Source organism: Corynebacterium sp. HMSC076C10 (genome assembly GCF_001812455.1).
Classification (GTDB): Bacteria; Actinomycetota; Actinomycetes; order Mycobacteriales; family Mycobacteriaceae; genus Corynebacterium; species Corynebacterium jeikeium_D.
In genome coordinates this window covers 1-15,528 of the sequence record NZ_KV809164.1, presented here as the reverse complement: position 1 = coordinate 15,528, position 15,528 = coordinate 1, and the positions used below count along the sequence as shown (strand labels likewise).

The 15,528-nt window shown below is 57.8% G+C and carries 16 protein-coding genes and 1 tRNA gene; 10 read left to right on the top strand and 7 right to left on the bottom strand.

The window, feature by feature from the left end:
* Positions 1–4: 4 nt before the first annotated feature.
* Positions 5–862, bottom strand: coding sequence for a biotin--[acetyl-CoA-carboxylase] ligase (locus HMPREF2857_RS10455; protein ID WP_048733626.1), 858 nt, complete (start codon positions 860–862; stop codon positions 5–7).
* A 126-nt stretch (positions 863–988) separates the two neighbouring features.
* Between HMPREF2857_RS10455 and HMPREF2857_RS10450 the strand changes: the two genes are divergently transcribed.
* From HMPREF2857_RS10450 to HMPREF2857_RS10440, 3 genes are all read left to right on the top strand, one after another.
* Positions 989–2,629: an acyl-CoA carboxylase subunit beta gene (locus HMPREF2857_RS10450; RefSeq protein WP_070595343.1), complete on the top strand. Its 1,641-nt coding sequence runs from the start codon at positions 989–991 to the stop codon at positions 2,627–2,629.
* A gap of 105 nt (positions 2,630–2,734) precedes the next feature.
* Positions 2,735–4,363, top strand: coding sequence for an acyl-CoA carboxylase subunit beta (locus HMPREF2857_RS10445; protein WP_070644209.1), 1,629 nt, complete (start codon positions 2,735–2,737; stop codon positions 4,361–4,363).
* Positions 4,360–4,620 (top strand): acyl-CoA carboxylase epsilon subunit, encoded by a 261-nt coding sequence (locus HMPREF2857_RS10440; protein ID WP_016423284.1) that lies wholly within the window; start codon positions 4,360–4,362, stop codon positions 4,618–4,620. The genes HMPREF2857_RS10445 and HMPREF2857_RS10440 overlap by 4 nt, the downstream gene beginning before the upstream one ends.
* Positions 4,621–4,756: 136 nt before the next feature.
* Here the strand turns inward: HMPREF2857_RS10440 and HMPREF2857_RS10435 are convergent, their stop codons facing one another.
* On the bottom strand, positions 4,757–5,299 hold the full coding sequence (locus HMPREF2857_RS10435; RefSeq protein ID WP_049193052.1) for a hypothetical protein: 543 nt from the start codon (positions 5,297–5,299) through the stop codon (positions 4,757–4,759).
* Between the two features lie 2 nt (positions 5,300–5,301).
* On the bottom strand, positions 5,302–5,514 hold the full coding sequence (locus tag HMPREF2857_RS10430) for a helix-turn-helix transcriptional regulator (RefSeq protein WP_048733637.1): 213 nt from the start codon (positions 5,512–5,514) through the stop codon (positions 5,302–5,304).
* Positions 5,515–5,672: 158 nt separating this feature from the next.
* Here HMPREF2857_RS10430 and HMPREF2857_RS10425 point away from each other — a divergent pair, with 158 nt between their 5' ends.
* Positions 5,673–6,275, top strand: a complete 603-nt coding sequence (locus HMPREF2857_RS10425) for a Maf family protein (RefSeq protein ID WP_070644206.1) — start codon at positions 5,673–5,675, stop codon at positions 6,273–6,275.
* 66 nt (positions 6,276–6,341) lie between these two features.
* Here HMPREF2857_RS10425 and HMPREF2857_RS10420 read toward each other — a convergent pair whose 3' ends face one another.
* A complete protein-coding gene (locus tag HMPREF2857_RS10420) occupies positions 6,342–7,400 on the bottom strand; it encodes a Cj0069 family protein (protein WP_016423287.1) in 1,059 nt (352 codons plus the stop codon).
* A gap of 363 nt (positions 7,401–7,763) precedes the next feature.
* On the opposite strand from HMPREF2857_RS10420, the gene HMPREF2857_RS10415 reads away from it, so the two are divergent.
* The 3 genes from HMPREF2857_RS10415 to HMPREF2857_RS10405 all read left to right on the top strand — a co-directional run bounded on the left by HMPREF2857_RS10415 (position 7,764) and on the right by HMPREF2857_RS10405 (position 11,374).
* Positions 7,764–8,648, top strand: coding sequence for a sulfurtransferase (locus tag HMPREF2857_RS10415; RefSeq protein WP_069359651.1), 885 nt, complete (start codon positions 7,764–7,766; stop codon positions 8,646–8,648).
* A gap of 420 nt (positions 8,649–9,068) precedes the next feature.
* Positions 9,069–10,856 carry an acetyl/propionyl/methylcrotonyl-CoA carboxylase subunit alpha gene (locus tag HMPREF2857_RS10410; RefSeq protein WP_070602780.1) on the top strand — a complete coding sequence of 596 codons (1,788 nt, stop codon included), beginning with the start codon at positions 9,069–9,071 and terminating at the stop codon, positions 10,854–10,856.
* A 116-nt stretch (positions 10,857–10,972) separates the two neighbouring features.
* A complete protein-coding gene (locus HMPREF2857_RS10405; protein WP_042388876.1) occupies positions 10,973–11,374 on the top strand; it encodes a hypothetical protein in 402 nt (133 codons plus the stop codon).
* A gap of 30 nt (positions 11,375–11,404) precedes the next feature.
* On the opposite strand, the gene cobF is transcribed toward HMPREF2857_RS10405, so the two are convergent.
* Complete coding sequence (gene cobF, locus HMPREF2857_RS10400) at positions 11,405–12,253, bottom strand: precorrin-6A synthase (deacetylating) (protein ID WP_016423291.1); 849 nt, start codon at positions 12,251–12,253, stop codon at positions 11,405–11,407.
* The gene (locus tag HMPREF2857_RS10395) at positions 12,204–12,485 is read right to left on the bottom strand and encodes a cg0963 family protein (protein WP_016423292.1); all 282 of its coding nucleotides are present in this window, start codon (positions 12,483–12,485) and stop codon (positions 12,204–12,206) included. The genes cobF and HMPREF2857_RS10395 overlap by 50 nt, the downstream gene beginning before the upstream one ends.
* A gap of 275 nt (positions 12,486–12,760) precedes the next feature.
* Here HMPREF2857_RS10395 and HMPREF2857_RS10390 point away from each other — a divergent pair.
* Positions 12,761–12,833: transfer RNA gene (locus tag HMPREF2857_RS10390), tRNA-Arg, on the top strand.
* 197 nt (positions 12,834–13,030) lie between these two features.
* Positions 13,031–13,891, top strand: coding sequence for a siderophore-interacting protein (locus HMPREF2857_RS10385; RefSeq protein WP_070644203.1), 861 nt, complete (start codon positions 13,031–13,033; stop codon positions 13,889–13,891).
* Between the two features lie 14 nt (positions 13,892–13,905).
* Here the strand turns inward: HMPREF2857_RS10385 and HMPREF2857_RS10380 are convergent, their stop codons facing one another.
* On the bottom strand, positions 13,906–14,481 hold the full coding sequence (locus HMPREF2857_RS10380) for an RDD family protein (RefSeq protein WP_016423294.1): 576 nt from the start codon (positions 14,479–14,481) through the stop codon (positions 13,906–13,908).
* 281 nt (positions 14,482–14,762) lie between these two features.
* Here HMPREF2857_RS10380 and HMPREF2857_RS10375 point away from each other — a divergent pair, with 281 nt between their 5' ends.
* Positions 14,763–15,398: a hypothetical protein gene (locus tag HMPREF2857_RS10375; protein ID WP_070644199.1), complete on the top strand. Its 636-nt coding sequence runs from the start codon at positions 14,763–14,765 to the stop codon at positions 15,396–15,398.
* The last annotated feature ends 130 nt before the right edge of the window (positions 15,399–15,528 follow it).

Sequence of the window (15,528 nt, the reverse complement as noted above, 5' to 3'; positions counted from 1 at the left end):
AGCACTACCCCCGCTCCGAATCAGCCTGCGGGGACGCATAGCCGCCGTCAGTGGCGCGAACATGGAACACGTCACCGGCCGCAACAAAGTGACTTGTGCCAGCTTCGTCGGTGACGATCAATTCGCCGTCGGCACGCACGCCAACCGCCTTGCCCACCAGCACGCGGTCTCCCGGCAACTCCACGCGCACGTTCGATCCGATGGTCGCGCACACCGCCTCGTAGTCCCGCAGCAGCTCAGCATCGCCCTTTCGCCACTGTGCTTGACGACGTCCCAGCGCCCGCAGCACACCAGCGGAGATGTCATCGCGGTCGAGGTTTTCCGCTCCCGCCAGGTATAGCGAAATGGCGTGTGGCACCGGCAACTCATCTTCCTGCAGGGAAACGTTGATGCCGATTCCCGGAATGAGAATTGGCGGTGTCAGCGACGCGGCCTCCACCAGAATTCCGCAGAGCTTACGACCGTCAACCAGGACATCATTCGGCCACTTCAGGGAAACGCGCTCAGGCGCCAGTCCTGCAACTTCCACCACAGTATCGACGACTGCGAGGCCCGCGACTAACGGCAACAGACCCAGTTGCTCGGGTGCGAGCCCTTCCGGGCGCAGCACTGCGCTGAGTGCAATGGACGCACCCTTCGGGGCCGTCCAACTACGGCTCAGTCGACCGCGACCTGCGGTCTGTTCCGAGGCGATAAGCGCACTGAGATCTGCCGCCTGCCCCAGTGCCGCCTGTTGCCGAAGATCGGCATTGGTCGAACCAGTGGTTTCGACAACCTCAATGGAACTCCAGCCCGGCGCGGCTGCGCGCACACGCGTGGCGTCAAGAGGCTTGCGGGAAGCAACAATTCTGGGGTCGGTCATGCACAGCAGTCTAGCGCCATGGCCGGATTCACTGAGTCGTGGCCTTTCTCAAGAGCTCGACAGCGTGAGAATCATCACAGCTCGCCTGCTTTACTATTTTCCTTCCCAAGCACTACATTCCATAACATGACTATTTCCTCACGTTTGGCGGCGGAGCAACACACCACCGCTTTTCTCAATGAAGACCTTTTACGCCGACGCACTGCTGCACTGACTCCGATGGGGTCGCGAGGCTACGACAAGCTCAAACTGACTGAGCGAATGAATGCCCGCGAGCGCATTGACTACCTGCTGGACGAAGGGTCTTTTGTCGAATTCGATGCACTAGCCCGCCACCGCACTACCGCATTTGGAATGGAAGCCAAACGCCCCGTGACCGACGGAATCATCACCGGCTGGGGAACCATAGACGGCCGTGAGGTCTGCATCTTCTCTCAGGACGGCACAATCTTCGGTGGTGCACTCGGAGAGGTCTACGGCGAAAAGATGGTCAAGATTCAGGAACTTGCCATCACTACCGGCCGCCCCCTTATTGGCATGTACGAAGGCGCCGGAGCCCGTATCCAAGATGGCGCAGTCTCACTGGACTTTATTGCCCAGACGTTCCACCACAACGTTCGCGCCAGCGGCGTCATTCCGCAGATTTCAGTCATTTTTGGTGCCTGTGCGGGCGGAAATGCCTACTCCCCAGCACTGACGGACTTCGTTGTCATGGTGGAGGAAAACTCCCGTATGTTCGTCACCGGCCCTGACGTAATCGAAACAGTCACTGGCGAAAAAATCAGCCAACACGAGCTCGGCGGCGCCGACACCCATATGGAGATCGCCGGAAACTCCCACTACACCGCCACTAGCGAGCAGGATGGACTCGACTGGGTCTGCGATTTGCTGGACTACCTCCCCAACAACACAACCTCCCCCGCGCCCAGCTGGGATTCCGATGCCAGTGACGAAATCACCGACCTCGATCGCACCCTCGACAGTCTCATTCCCGACAGCCCATCCACGCCGTACGACGTGCATGAAGTCATCTACGCGCTTTGCGACGATGCGGAGTTCCTGGAAATCCAGGAAAACCGGGCAGCCAATGTCGTGATTGGCCTTGGCCGTCTCAACGGTCAATCTGTTGGGTTTGTCGCTAATCAGCCCATGGAATTCGCGGGCTGCCTAGATATCGATGCAGCGGAGAAGGCCGCGCGATTCGTCCGAACCTGCGATTGTTTCAACATTCCACTCGTCTTTCTCGTAGACGTACCCGGCTTTCTCCCCGGTTCAAATCAAGAACACCAGGGAATTCTGCGCCGTGGCGCTAAATTGCTCTATGCGTATGCAGAAGCAACCGTTCCTAAAATCACCGTCACCATGCGCAAAGCCTATGGCGGCGCGTATTGCGTGATGGGATCAAAGGGGCTCGGCGCGGATGTAAATCTGGCTTGGCCGACGGCACAGATCGCCGTGATGGGCGCCTCAGGCGCAGTACGCTTCCTCCATCGTGCCGAGATTCGAACCGCCACCGAAGCAGCTCTCGCAGCAGACCCAGCGGCCGATAGATTTGGCACTCCCGAGAGTGTGAAAGAACTCATTGCTGAACTGGAAATGGGATACGAGCAACACATGCTCACGCCTTATCGCGCCGCCGAACGGGGGTTAATTGATGAAGTCATCCTCCCCTCCGAGACACGAACTCGGGTGATAAAAAATCTGCGCCTTCTAACTTCAAAGAAAGTACCGTGGCCTGCGCGCAAGCACGGCAATATTCCACTGTAAGAGCAGGCTTTTTGCTGTACAACGAGCTAGTCATTACCCCTACTTTTGTTAACAGCGATTGCCCCCAACTACCTCCCCCCGTTTTCGAAACGTAAACTAGTTGGTATGACGACTGCCGCAAATACATCAACCGGTGAAACCCCGGATTTGACCACTACTGCTGGAAAGCTGGCCGATCTGCGAGCCCGTCTCGCAGAGACCCAGGCTCCAATGGGCCAGGCCAGCATTGACCGCGTCCACGACAAGGGCAAGATGACCGCTCGTGAGCGCATCGAGTTCCTCTTGGACGAGGGCTCGTTCGTGGAGGTTGACGCTCTCGCACGTCACCGCTCCAAGAACTTCGGCCTCGATGCCAAGCGCCCTGTCACTGACGGTGTTGTGACAGGCTACGGCACCATCGATGGCCGCCAGGTCTGTGTCTTCTCGCAGGACGGCGCCATCTTCGGTGGCGCGCTCGGTGAAGTCTACGGTGAAAAGATTGTCAAGATCATGGATCTGGCCATCAAGACCGGTGTCCCAATTATCGGCATCAACGAGGGTGCTGGTGCCCGCATCCAAGAGGGCGTTGTTTCCCTCGGCCTCTACTCCCAGATCTTCTTCCGAAACACCCAGGCTTCTGGTGTTATCCCACAGATTTCCCTGATCATGGGCGCCTGCGCTGGTGGCCACGTCTACTCCCCGGCTCTGACCGACTTCATTGTCATGGTCGATGGCACTTCCAAGATGTTCATCACCGGCCCGGACGTTATTAAGACCGTCACTGGCGAAGAGGTCACACAGGAAGAGCTGGGTGGCGCTGGTACTCACATGAGCACCTCCGGTACTTCGCACTACACCGCCGCTGATGACGAAGACGCTCTGACTTTCGTTCAGGAATTGGTCAGCTACCTGCCGCCCAACAACCGCGCTGAGGCTCCTCGCATGGAGGCTGAGCCGTTCGAGGGCTCCATCGCTGACAACATCACTGAGACTGACCTCGAGCTCGACACGCTGATTCCGGACTCCCCAAACCAGCCGTACGACATCAAGGACGTCATCACCCGTCTGGTCGACGACGAGGACTTCCTGGAAATTCAGGAGGACTACGCACAGAACGTGGTCATCGGCTTCGGTCGCGTGGAAGGTCGCTCGGTCGGTTTCGTCGCCAACCAGCCGATTCAGTTCGCTGGCTGCCTCGACATCAAGGCATCCGAGAAGGCGGCTCGCTTCGTCCGCACCTGTGACGCCTTCAACATTCCGATCATCATGCTGGTTGACGTTCCAGGCTTCCTGCCGGGCACCAACCAAGAGTTCGACGGCATCATCCGCCGTGGCGCCAAGCTGCTGTACGCATATGCTGAGGCCACCGTCCCGAAGATTACCGTCATCACCCGTAAGGCCTATGGCGGAGCTTACTGTGTGATGGGCTCCAAGGACATGGGCGCTGACATCAACCTGGCATGGCCGACCGCTCAGATTGCGGTCATGGGTGCTTCCGGCGCTGTCGGCTTCATCTACCGCAAGGAGCTCAAGGCTGCTGCAGCCGAGGGCAAGGACGTCGTCGCACTGCAGAAGGAGTACGAGGCAGAGTACGAGGCCACCCTGGTCAACCCGTACATGGCTGCTGAGCGCGGCTTCATCGACGCCGTTATCCCGCCGAGCGAGACCCGCGGTCAGATCATCGAGGGTCTGCGTCTGCTGGATCGCAAGGTTGTTAACGTACCCGCCAAGAAGCATGGGAACATTCCGCTGTGACCGATTCCAAAAACACCCCAGCAACCGAAGACAAGGACGCCGCTACAGCCCCGGCTGCACCGTTCATGTCCGTCCTCAAGGGCAACCCGTCAGACGCTGAAACCGCCACGCTCGCGCTTTTGTTCGCAGGTATGGCAGCAGCCGGCGGTGCCCCAGAGGACCGCGGCCCGCGCAACAACTGGGGTCGGCTGGAAGAGGGTTTCCACCAGCCGCACCAGCACGTACCGGGCACGTTCCGCAACGTCCATTTCTACTAGTACAGCTACCGCTTACCGCGTAGTCGTTACCGCACGCTAGCTGCGTCGATTCGCTAGCACAAAGCGCCACCATCGGGTTTTCCGATGGTGGCGCTTTGGTTTTTGTTACTGCCTTAGCCTTGACCACTGCTTATTACTAGCGCTGTTCACCCAGCGACTCGCCATCAAACTCGTCATCGAGCTCCCGGTCCAGCCGACGCTGATCACGGTTGCGAGCTACCGGCCACACCACCTTGAACAGGAAATACACAAACGCCAGACCGATGGCAGCACCCACCACAGCGCCGGCAATGAATCCCCACGATTCCGATAGTGCCCCACCAGCGCTTGCCTCAGAGAGCATTTGCACTCTGATAAAACCAATCAGCCACAGCCCAATGACGGCTACGAGTGCTGCAATCTCGCCTTTTGTAAGACCATTAATCTTCGGCATTGGCACTTGACGTCGCAACCACCGCTGCGAAAACAGGAGTCCAACCAGCGGCATCAAGATGATTGCCACTGTCACGCCCACCATCTTTGGCTCTGGAATGAGCCAAATCAGTACCGTTGCAAGCACGTAATTAGCCCACATCATCATTGTGAACCCGTACGTGTAGGACTTATGCAGCAACATCTGCTGATACTCATCGTCCACCGTGGCGCTGTTGCGTTCAATTACGACATCCGCATAGGACATTGTCAGTATCCTTCCTCACCAAAAATTTCTTCGACTGTTTTTCCCAGGACCTTGCAGATACGCAACGCCAAATACACCGAAGGCGAGTAATTTCCCCGCTCGATATTTGCAATGGTTTGCCGCGAGACCTCCACCTTCGCGGCTAAATCCGCTTGGCTCAGCTCCAACCAGCGTCGGTATCTCCTGACCTGGTTCGAACGTTCTTCCCCACTCATCTGTGTACTTTCTTTAACTTGATGTCCACTTTACTTTACATCACTAGAAGGCAGCCGCCATCTAAAAAATCTGCCTGTTCTTACAATCGGGCCAACCCCACGCATGTTTGCCACAAAAATTAGGCTTTACGATTCCGCCCTCACTAAAATCACTAACTATGAGCAGCCCCCGAATCGTCTTGGCTTCCACTTCCCCTTCGCGACTGCACATTCTGCGCTCTGCAGGCATCGAGCCCATCACAGTAGCGCCCAACGTCGACGAGGATGCCGTAATCACAGCCCTTCCGGACGCATCGCCGGTACGCATCGTCGAGGAACTCGCGCAGGCCAAGGCACACGCTGCCTCTCCGGCCTACCCCAATGACATTGTCATTGGAGGGGATTCAATGCTGCTTCTCGACGGGCAGTTGCAGGGCAAGCCCCACACGGAAGAAAAGACCATTGAGCGTTGGCACCAACAGAGTGGCCGGACGGCTGAGCTGATTACTGGGCACTGTGTCGTGACACCAAAGGGCGAGCACCTTGAGGTGGCGATTACTTCCCTCGATTTCGCTGAAGTCCCAGAAGAGGACATCCGTGCCTACGCTGCGACGGGCGAGCCACTGAAGTGCGCTGGCGCGTTTACCTTAGAGGCTCTAGGCGGCTGGTTTGTCGATGGCATCAATGGCGACTCATCCAGCGTGATCGGACTGTCGCTACCTGTCGTGCGCCGAGCTCTGTATCACTACGGCTATTCGGTCTCCCAGTTCTGGAATCGGTAGGCATCGCAATGACGTCGTAAAGCAAAAAACCGCACCAAATTGGTGCGGTTTTCTTAGCTGTGGAGACTACTTGTTAGCAGCCTCAACGCGCTTGATGGCCTCCTGAGCAACAAGCTCCTGGATACCCATATCCAGCTCGGAGGTGAAGCCAACACAGGAGCAGTTGATCTCGCCGAGAACGTAGGTGTCCTCGCCGTTCTCGCCGTCTGCCAGCATGAAATCAGCGGTCCAGATTAGCGGGATATTGTCGCCACCGAGGTTCTCGGCAATGACCGGGCGAGCCTCAGCAAACATGTCGATGAGGTCCTGCCACTCTTCCGGCTTGTTGTAGGTGTACTTCGCGCCAGAGAACAGGGTTGCGGAGAAAGCGTCGCCGCCCTCGGCCGGCTTCTTGTGAACCACGAAGACCGGGTGCGGACCGACCAGCAGAATGCGAATTTCGCCTTCGGTGATGCGCGGCATGAAGCGCATGTCCACGAGCATGCCGTTATCGCCGATGATGTACTGGTCGCAGAAATCCATGAACTCGCCGAGCTCACGAGTCTCAGTGTGATTGTCCACGGCCTCGGTGCACTTCAGCTTGGTGTTTAGCGGCAGCGGGGTGCCCGGCTCAACGTTCTTAGCAACCTCTTCGTCAGCGATGCGCACGCGCCAGATGCCGGATCCGGTGGAGCCACGGTTCTGCTTAAGGACGCGCTCGCCGTAGGACAGGGAGGTCGGGAAAGTGCTGTGGAATGCCTCGACGTCGTAGTAAGCAGCGGTGTCAGACGGAACCAGGTCAGTATCCTTGAGCTTGACCAGTGCGTCCTTTGCGCCGTAGGCCATCATCTCGCCCGGGGTGGACATACCAACCAAACCAGCGACCGAGAGACTGGTCAGAAGCTCGAAGTAGCCCCTCTCGCCACCCGGGATGTTGCCCGGGTTTACGCGGGAGATGTAGCCGTCGAAGTTCTGGGAGACGTAGTCGTACAGGTCGTCCTTCCACTCCGGTCGGTAGTAGACGACCTCAGCGGACCAACCGGCTTCGCGGATAGCGTTGACGATTGGCATGGTGTCCTTGCGGTGTCCGTCGAAGTACTTGTCCGAGCCGCCCTCGATCTCGAATACAACAATGTTCTTGTGCACAGGCACTCCTTTTAAGAAAATACATGGACTTCCGGCACTCAATTGTCTCCGTAACGCAGCGAATACCCAGGCAGATAGCCCATTTCAGCCCATTTTCCAGTGATACGAATCAACACAGTTTTTGCGCTAACTCTCAGCTAAATTTTAGGGCACTACCTGGACTCCAAGCGCGCTGAAAACACTGCTTTTACCCCCAACTGTGAGGCGTATCCCAGGGTGGCCGCGGACGCAATTGTTGCCGTCGGAAAGCGCTCACACTGGGGACTATTCCGCCGTTCGCCACGCGACCCGTAAACTAGATATGCAATTGACGATAAACGTCAGAAAGTCCCACCCACCCAACTTGCGCCAAGGGAGTATCCGATGGCTGTTCCGCACGACCCGCACCCCCAGTTCCAGCAGTACGCCCACCCTGAGCGCCTCGTCTCTAGCTCCTGGCTTGCTGCCCGACTGGGCTCTCCCGGTCTGCGCGTTGTTGAATCCGATGAGGACTCACTGCTCTACGACATTGGACATATTCCGGGCGCGGTTCGCATCGACTGGCATCACGACCTTAACGATTCCGTGCGCCGCGACTATATCGACGCCGAAGGCTTTGCCGAGCTCATGCGCGAGAAGGGCATCTCGCGCGATGACACCGTCGTAATCTACGGCGACAAGTCCAACTGGTGGGCCGCCTACACACTCTGGGTCTTCGAGCTTTTTGGGCATCCCGACGTGCGCCTGCTTAACGGTGGCCGCGATGCCTGGATGACTGAAGAACGAGACACGAGCTTCGAGGTCCCCAATTACCCACGCACTGACTACCCTGTCGTCGAGCGCGACGACAAGACACTGCGCGCCTACTTCAGCGATACACGTGAGCTCATTGGAAAGGCTCCGATTATCGACGTGCGCACTCCGGAGGAGTATGCCGGTGCACGAACCCACATGGTCGATTACCCACAGGAAGGCGTCCTGCGTGGTGGCCACATTCCAACCGCGGTAAACATTCCATGGAATCAGTCCGTTCACCCGAACTCGCGTTTCCGCGATCGCGAAGAGCTCGAGCAGATTTACGCGCACGTCCAATTTGAAGATGAGGCGATTGTCTACTGCCGCATCGGCGAGCGCTCCGCGCACACCTGGTTTGTACTGCACCACCTGCTCGGCCACGAGAATGTTCGCAACTACGACGGCTCGTGGGTTGAGTGGGGCAATATGATTGGCATGCCCATTGCCCACGGTTCGGAGCCGGGAAGCCTGTAGGCGATCGACGCAACCGGTGGGCGCTTCCCCCACCGTTTTTCCAGCGTCAGCGGCTGACGCTACACCGGAGATTTAGTTTCCCCCTGCCGCCCCCAATCAAGGGGGCGGCTCTTGCACTCTTGGGTGATAATTTTAACCACAAACCTAGGTTTTTGGGCGGAAAATAGCCACTTCAGCTGCCCCCATGACCACTTGAACGCTGCTCAAGACCACAATCCCTACCCCCTTATGTAGCGAGCAAAAAGAGGTTGCTTACCGCACCTGTGACACAATGGAGACATTGGGTCACACGCTGTTAGCTACCGCGTGGTGAACCGCATTGCGGTTCACCACTCAGTTAACTGCAGTGCTGCTTGTGATTCCTACAAATGACTGTCGCAACCTTGCCCCGAGGGCCAATTCTCGGGGTGCCCACGAAAAATGGAGGATTTCGTGTCCGAGCAGACCACTGAAAAAATCACGAAGGTTCTCGTCGCCAACCGTGGCGAGATTGCCGTTCGCGTTATTCGCGCTGCGAAGGACGCCGGCATTCCTTCCGTCGCCGTTTACGCTGAGCCGGATGCGGACGCTCCTTTCGTGACCATGGCGGATGAGGCTTTTGCTCTCGGTGGCACCACTTCCGCTGAGTCGTACCTAGTCTTCGACAAGATTCTGGACGCCGCAAAGAAGTCCGGCGCTAATGCCATCCACCCGGGATACGGCTTCCTGTCGGAGAACGGCGACTTCGCTGAGGCTGTTGAGAACGCTGGCCTGATTTGGATTGGCCCGTCACCAGAGTCCATCCGCGCCCTGGGAGACAAGGTCACCGCTCGTCACATCGCGCTGAAGGCTGACGCTCCGATGGCTCCAGGCACCAAGGAGCCGGTTAAGGATGCAGACGAGGTTGTCGCATTCGCTAAGGAGCACGGTCTGCCAATCGCCATTAAGGCCGCTTTCGGTGGCGGAGGCCGCGGCATGAAGGTCGCACACAAGATGGAAGAGGTCGCTGACCTCTACGAGTCCGCTACCCGCGAGGCCGTTGCCGCCTTCGGTCGCGGTGAGTGCTTCGTAGAGCGCTACCTGGACAAGGCACGCCACGTCGAGTGCCAGGTTCTCGCTGATAAGCACGGCAACGTCGTCGTCGCCTCCACCCGTGACTGCTCGCTACAGCGTCGTTTCCAGAAGCTCGTCGAGGAAGCACCTGCTCCGTTCCTGACCCCGGAGCAGGATGAGCGCCTGCGCCAGTCCGCTAAGGACATCTGCCGCGAGGCTGGCTACTACGGTGCCGGCACCGTTGAGTACCTGGTTGGCGCTGACGGCCTGATCAACTTCCTCGAGGTCAACACCCGTCTGCAGGTGGAGCACCCGGTCACCGAGGAAATTACCGGCCTCGACCTGGTCCGCGAGCAGTTCCGCATTGCTGAAGGCAAGGAACTGTCCATCAAGGAAGACCCGGAGATGCACGGTCACGCTTTCGAGTTCCGCATCAACGGCGAGGACGCCGGCAGCAACTTCATGCCGGCTCCGGGCACCATCACCAAGTACGTCGAACCATCCGGCCCGGGTGTCCGCATGGACACCGGCATCAAGGAGGGCGACGTCATCGGCGGCCAGTTCGACTCCATGCTGGCCAAGCTGATTGTTTGGGGCGAGACCCGCGAAGAGGCTCTGCGTCGCTCCGCTCGTGCCCTGTCCGAGTACCAGGTTGAAGGTCTGGCAACGGTCATTCCGTTCCACCGCCACATTGTGGAGAACCCGGCGTTTGTCGGCGATGGCGAGAAGTTTGACGTCTACACCAAGTGGATTGAAGAGGAATGGGATAACCCAATCGCTCCGTACGACGGTGACTCCGACGCTGACACCGACACCGTCCCGGCTCAGAAGGTTGTCGTCGAGATCGACGGTCGCCGCGTCGAGGTAGCCCTGCCGGGCGACCTGGCTCTGGGTGGCGGCAACGCTGGTGCCAAGAAGAAGAGTAAGAAGAAGCGCGCTGGCGGTTCCAAGAAGGCTGCTTCCGGTGACGCTGTGGTTGCTCCGATGCAGGGCACCGTCATTAAGGTCAACGTCGAAGAAGGCCAGGAAGTCTCCGAGGGTGACACCGTGGTTGTCCTTGAGGCCATGAAGATGGAAAACCCAGTCAAGGCTCACAAGGACGGCGTTGTCACGGGTCTGGCTACCGAGGCTGGCTCGGGTGTCGGCAAGGGCGATGTCCTGATGGAACTGAAGTAGTTCTAAAGCTCTAAGCGGGGCTGGTTGCGATGGGATTCGCAGCCGCCCCGCTTGATTCTTTTCAGCCCCTCCCCCGGCGCCCTTAAACGCTGTTCAGGACGTCTAGAGTGGACGGTATGGAACCCATGGAAGTAAATGCCGGCCGCTTCTACTGCCGTCCCCTGCGCCACGATTCCCGCGTCGATGACGCCCCGGTCGCAACCCAATTACTCACAGAATTGGCCCCTGACTCCGTCGCCGAGTTCCTTCGGAACTCCACCACCGAGTGGGAAAACGACACCGCCTACCGCTTTGCGGTTGCTGAGCAGACGAACGTCGAGATGCTCGCACTAGCAACCGTCGAGGTCATCAATGCCGACCACGTCAGCATCACCGTCCGTCCCGCAGGCGATCCCGCACGCGTGTTGCCTAACGACGATCAGGTCCTCACCAAGGTAACCGTCGCCGACGGCGTCGAAGCCGCCGAAAAAGCCCTCCACCGATGGGCAGAGGGCTTCTTGGGCAAGAAAGTCAGCTAGCCGAACTGGCACCGCTGCGACTGCTCAGTCCTAGGCGCCGGAACGCAGCAGGTAGATATCCATAATCCAACCGTGCTCCGCACGGAGCTTCTTTTTCAGCTCCGCAATCTCTTCGCCGACGTCGCCAACGCGACCACGGCGGAGCGTCTCCAGCTCCGTTCCCAGGAATGCACCCCAGAGAATCTCTTCCTCCGGGTCCGCGTGCTCGAGCCAGGCTGCACCGCCATCGAGCATCACCACCGCATCCATGCCAGGCGCACGCTCCCCCAGGCGCCGACCAGTGGTAATCAATACCGGCTTACCAATCTGGTTCAGGCACTCTCCATGCGCTGCGGTCAGCGCGGAAATCGCCGTCACACTGGGGATAACTCGCGAGCGCACGTCCAGCCCAAGGTCGCGGACGCGCTGCAAAATCCGCAATGTTGAGTCATACAAGGAGGGGTCACCCCAGACCAAGAACGCACCGCGGCGCTTGCCCTCTCGTCCGAGGTGAGCGACGAAGGCGTCGGCAAGCAGCTCTGCACGGCGCTGATGCCAGTCACGGACGACTGCGCCGTAGTTATCGGGCGTGCGGTCACGTGGCGGGTCGGGAACGGTAACGAGTTCGACATGCGGCGCATGCTTATCGACGATCGCCTGTCGCGCAGCCAACAAGTCCGCTTTGGCATCACCCTTGTCGAGAGCAAAAACTACGTCGACATCAGCAAGAGCGCCGATAGCCTCGAGCGTAATGTGGCTCGGACTACCGGCGCCGATTCCGATGACGTCTACATCGACATATCCGCTGTATACAGGGCTCTCGGCCTGAGTGCGGGCGGCGTCGTTTCGACTAGTGATTGGTCGGATCTCCCTCGTAACCGAACTGTTCAGCCATCTCATCTGGAGACAGGCCAGCCATCGAACCCTGGAGGTTAGCCGAAGCGGCCTGCTTCAAGTAAATCTCGCAAGCGTTGGCCATGTACTTGGAGTCGTACACGTTCATCTCCAGAATCGGAGTCAAAGAGCCATCATCTTCCATGCGCGAAACCAAAAGGTGCGGCTTGTCCGAGTCCGTGGTCATGGAGCACTTAATCTTGACACCGTTGACATCCGTGAAAGTTGGCTTAATCATATTGTCATCCTCCTCCAAAACAGCGACCGGAAAATAAGTAGCGCTGTTGCGACCGCAAGCGCAAGAAAGTCGCTCGTTATAAACCATGTTAGCCAGATTCCGGGCGGCACCGCCGAGCACAAAAGCACATGGGGGTAATAGCGAGCTTCCTGCATGTTTGCGTGTCAGGTCGAGGACCCAATTGCCACTAGAGCTCGCAGATGCGTTAAAGTGATGAAGTAATTTTCCGGCCGCCGAGAATGTGTTTTCACGGCTGTTTTACCCGGAAGATGATTGCCCTAGTAGCTCAGTGGATAGAGCACGGCTCTCCTAAAGCCGGTGTCGGAGGTTCGATTCCTCTCTGGGGCACAAATACCCTCGTGACCTTTTACATATAGGGCGCGAGGGTTCTTTGTTTTTCTCACGACCGGCCACTACGCCCCCTCCTGAGAACGCATCACCCAGCAATTTCCAGAAACACTTGTGTTAGGCTTACCTAATCACGTGGCGTGTAGACTTCCGCCAGTACAAAACAGCCCAAGACTTGTTGAAGGACAGTGACAACTATGGCTGGCCTAGCTAAAGCAGCAGCACCGAAGCGTAAGCCCCGTAAGGCACACGAGGCAACAGTTACTGGACGTCGCCAGATTTCCCCAGACCTTGTTCGTTTGAGCATGAACTCGCCTGCATTTGTGGGCAAGGAGCTGGAGTTTACCGACCATTACATCAAGTTACTGTTTGTGCCAGAAGACGCTGATTACTCCTGGCCGTTCGATATTGCGCAAATTCGCGCCGAACAACCGCGAGATAAACTGCCAATCACCCGCACCTACACTCTGATTAATCTGGACTCCGAAACCGGCGACTTCGATGTCGACTTCGTCACCCACGGCGATTCCGGCCTGGCTGGACCTTGGGCACGCGTAGCCGAAATCGGAGACAAGCTCGGCTTCTTAGGGCCAGGTGGCGCATGGAGGCCTACGGCAGAATATGGACACTTTGTACTCGCCGGCGATGAGTCCGCAGCACCAGCTATCAGCGCCGGACTGAAGCACCTCCCAGCAGGCACGACCGCAACCGCATACATCGAAATCGAGTCCGAAGGTCGGAAGTTTGAGCTCCCAACCCGAGAGGGTGTGGAAGTCCATTGGGTCCTCCGCAACGGCGCAACCCACGGCACAGAGCTATCCCGCGCAGTGCGCGAGGCGGGCATTCCAGAAGGTAAGAAAACTAGCTGGTTCATCCACGGTGTCGCCGAGATGATCAAGGAATTGCGCCGCTTCCTCTTCGTCGAATCTGAGATCCCGAAGAAAGACGTTTCCATTTCTGGCTACTGGCGTATCGGTATGACCGAAGACCAGTGGCAGTCTTCTAAACGAGAATTCAACGCTGAGGTTGAGGCCGAGGAGGAAAGAGCCAGGGCCTGACGCTTGCTCGAACGTTAGCGCTCGCTACGCCTTTCAACAACGACGCGTTTTCCTGCCAACCAGTCGAATGGGTGCCAGCGGCAAACAGCAACCCAAATCATCAGGACACCAAAAAACAGTTCAACGTTTGGCTCAAAACCCGTAGGCAAGAAAATCAGCGACAATAGGTAACAATTACGTACCGCTGCCCGCCAACCTCTGTGCCAAGAATCGTCTCCTGATTCGAGCTCCGATGTTCCCTCTGGCTGAGCGACTTCGAACGGAGTTGCCCCAGAGTCTGCTTTCCGCGCTGGAACAACGTGTAGCAAAAATGCGCTTTTACCAAACGTCTGTTCACCGCGAGCCTCTGCAACCACGCGCACAAAGAAAAAGACAGCTGGGAATATGACACCATACAAAATCCTGAACTCTGGCGGACTCGGCAGCGCCCAGTTCGCCATGGCTGCTTCCCACGCAAGTTTGCCAAGTGCCACAATGATGGCAACAAAGATTCCTACAAGGAACGAATCCAGTATCCACGCGCCACTGCGCCGAGCGAACAAATCCGCATTACTCTTTACGGGGAATCGATTCGGGGTGCGCCGATACATGGGACACACGCTATCAAAACCACTTATGACTTCACAGACGAATTGCCTTTCCCTACCGCACCCGTTCTGCCACGATTAGAAGCATCCAGTATGCAAATCGAAAAGTTGACTGTATAGTTGCCGGTTGAATCAACCTATCTATTGGGTGTCAGCAACTACCTTGCCAATAACTCGGCAAGTTCCCCTATAGCTGGCACCCCCAGTGGTTTTTCAGGAGACGCCGCCCCAGAAAGCCGAGAATTAAACCACGCGACGCAGGCCCGAGAAGCCCAGAAAGTGAGATGGATGTGAATACGCGAACTCAGCTGTCAGCCGTACAGCACCCTAAACTCACTGCCGTCCGGCGCAAGAACCGCCGGCAGCTGGCGCTGGCCTGCTGCTTCCTCACCTTCGCAGCCACGGCCACCAGCTGCGCCAACAGCGAAAGCGAGGAGGTTGCCGCGACGCAAACCTCGTCGTCAAGCCAACTTACTACGGTGTCGACGACGAGTTCGCCGACAACGACGGGACCAAAGGTTCGAGAAGGCGGTACGCCGCGCATCGGGCAGCTGTGCCCGAACCAGACCGGGGAAATACGAATGAGCGCCAACGGCCAGAATCTTGAATGCGCACAAGTCGGCGAGCAGGAAGTGTGGACGGTGCTGCAGCAAACCCCCTCGAACCCGACATCGCAGCAAATGTGGATTTCCACTACTCCGACGACCACTGAGCCACTGCCTCAGGAACCTGAGCCGACGACTCCGAGCGAGAGCACAACGGAGACAAGTGAGACGGAGAGCTCGACGACCTCTGATACTTCCACGCCGCCCGATACTTCAACGACTCCGACAACCTCCGGCGAGCCGACAGAATCGGAATCGGAGCAGGAAGAGCAGCCAAGCGAAGATAATCATGGGCTCACCGGCCTGTTCCGCTAGGTTCGTCTCTGGCTGCGAGGTTCGTCGGCTCGGGACTTAGTTAGGTAAGGTGCGCTAGCTCGCCCTAAAAACCAAAATCCGCTGCAACAATACTGCGGGTTAAGTAGCAAAAAGTGTGTCTGACTTTCAG

Coding starts and splice junctions, on each gene's coding strand:
- HMPREF2857_RS10455 (WP_048733626.1), bottom strand. CDS start 862: ATGACCGACCCCAGAATTGTTGCTTCCCGCAAGCCTCTTGACGCCACG.
- HMPREF2857_RS10450 (WP_070595343.1), top strand. CDS start 989: ATGACTATTTCCTCACGTTTGGCGGCGGAGCAACACACCACCGCTTTT.
- HMPREF2857_RS10445 (WP_070644209.1), top strand. CDS start 2,735: ATGACGACTGCCGCAAATACATCAACCGGTGAAACCCCGGATTTGACC.
- HMPREF2857_RS10435 (WP_049193052.1), bottom strand. CDS start 5,299: ATGTCCTATGCGGATGTCGTAATTGAACGCAACAGCGCCACGGTGGAC.
- HMPREF2857_RS10430 (WP_048733637.1), bottom strand. CDS start 5,514: ATGAGTGGGGAAGAACGTTCGAACCAGGTCAGGAGATACCGACGCTGG.
- HMPREF2857_RS10425 (WP_070644206.1), top strand. CDS start 5,673: ATGAGCAGCCCCCGAATCGTCTTGGCTTCCACTTCCCCTTCGCGACTG.
- HMPREF2857_RS10415 (WP_069359651.1), top strand. CDS start 7,764: ATGGCTGTTCCGCACGACCCGCACCCCCAGTTCCAGCAGTACGCCCAC.
- HMPREF2857_RS10410 (WP_070602780.1), top strand. CDS start 9,069: ATGGAGGATTTCGTGTCCGAGCAGACCACTGAAAAAATCACGAAGGTT.
- HMPREF2857_RS10405 (WP_042388876.1), top strand. CDS start 10,973: ATGGAACCCATGGAAGTAAATGCCGGCCGCTTCTACTGCCGTCCCCTG.
- cobF (WP_016423291.1), bottom strand. CDS start 12,253: ATGAGATGGCTGAACAGTTCGGTTACGAGGGAGATCCGACCAATCACT.
- HMPREF2857_RS10395 (WP_016423292.1), bottom strand. CDS start 12,485: ATGATTAAGCCAACTTTCACGGATGTCAACGGTGTCAAGATTAAGTGC.
- HMPREF2857_RS10385 (WP_070644203.1), top strand. CDS start 13,031: ATGGCTGGCCTAGCTAAAGCAGCAGCACCGAAGCGTAAGCCCCGTAAG.
- HMPREF2857_RS10380 (WP_016423294.1), bottom strand. CDS start 14,481: ATGTATCGGCGCACCCCGAATCGATTCCCCGTAAAGAGTAATGCGGAT.
- HMPREF2857_RS10375 (WP_070644199.1), top strand. CDS start 14,763: ATGGATGTGAATACGCGAACTCAGCTGTCAGCCGTACAGCACCCTAAA.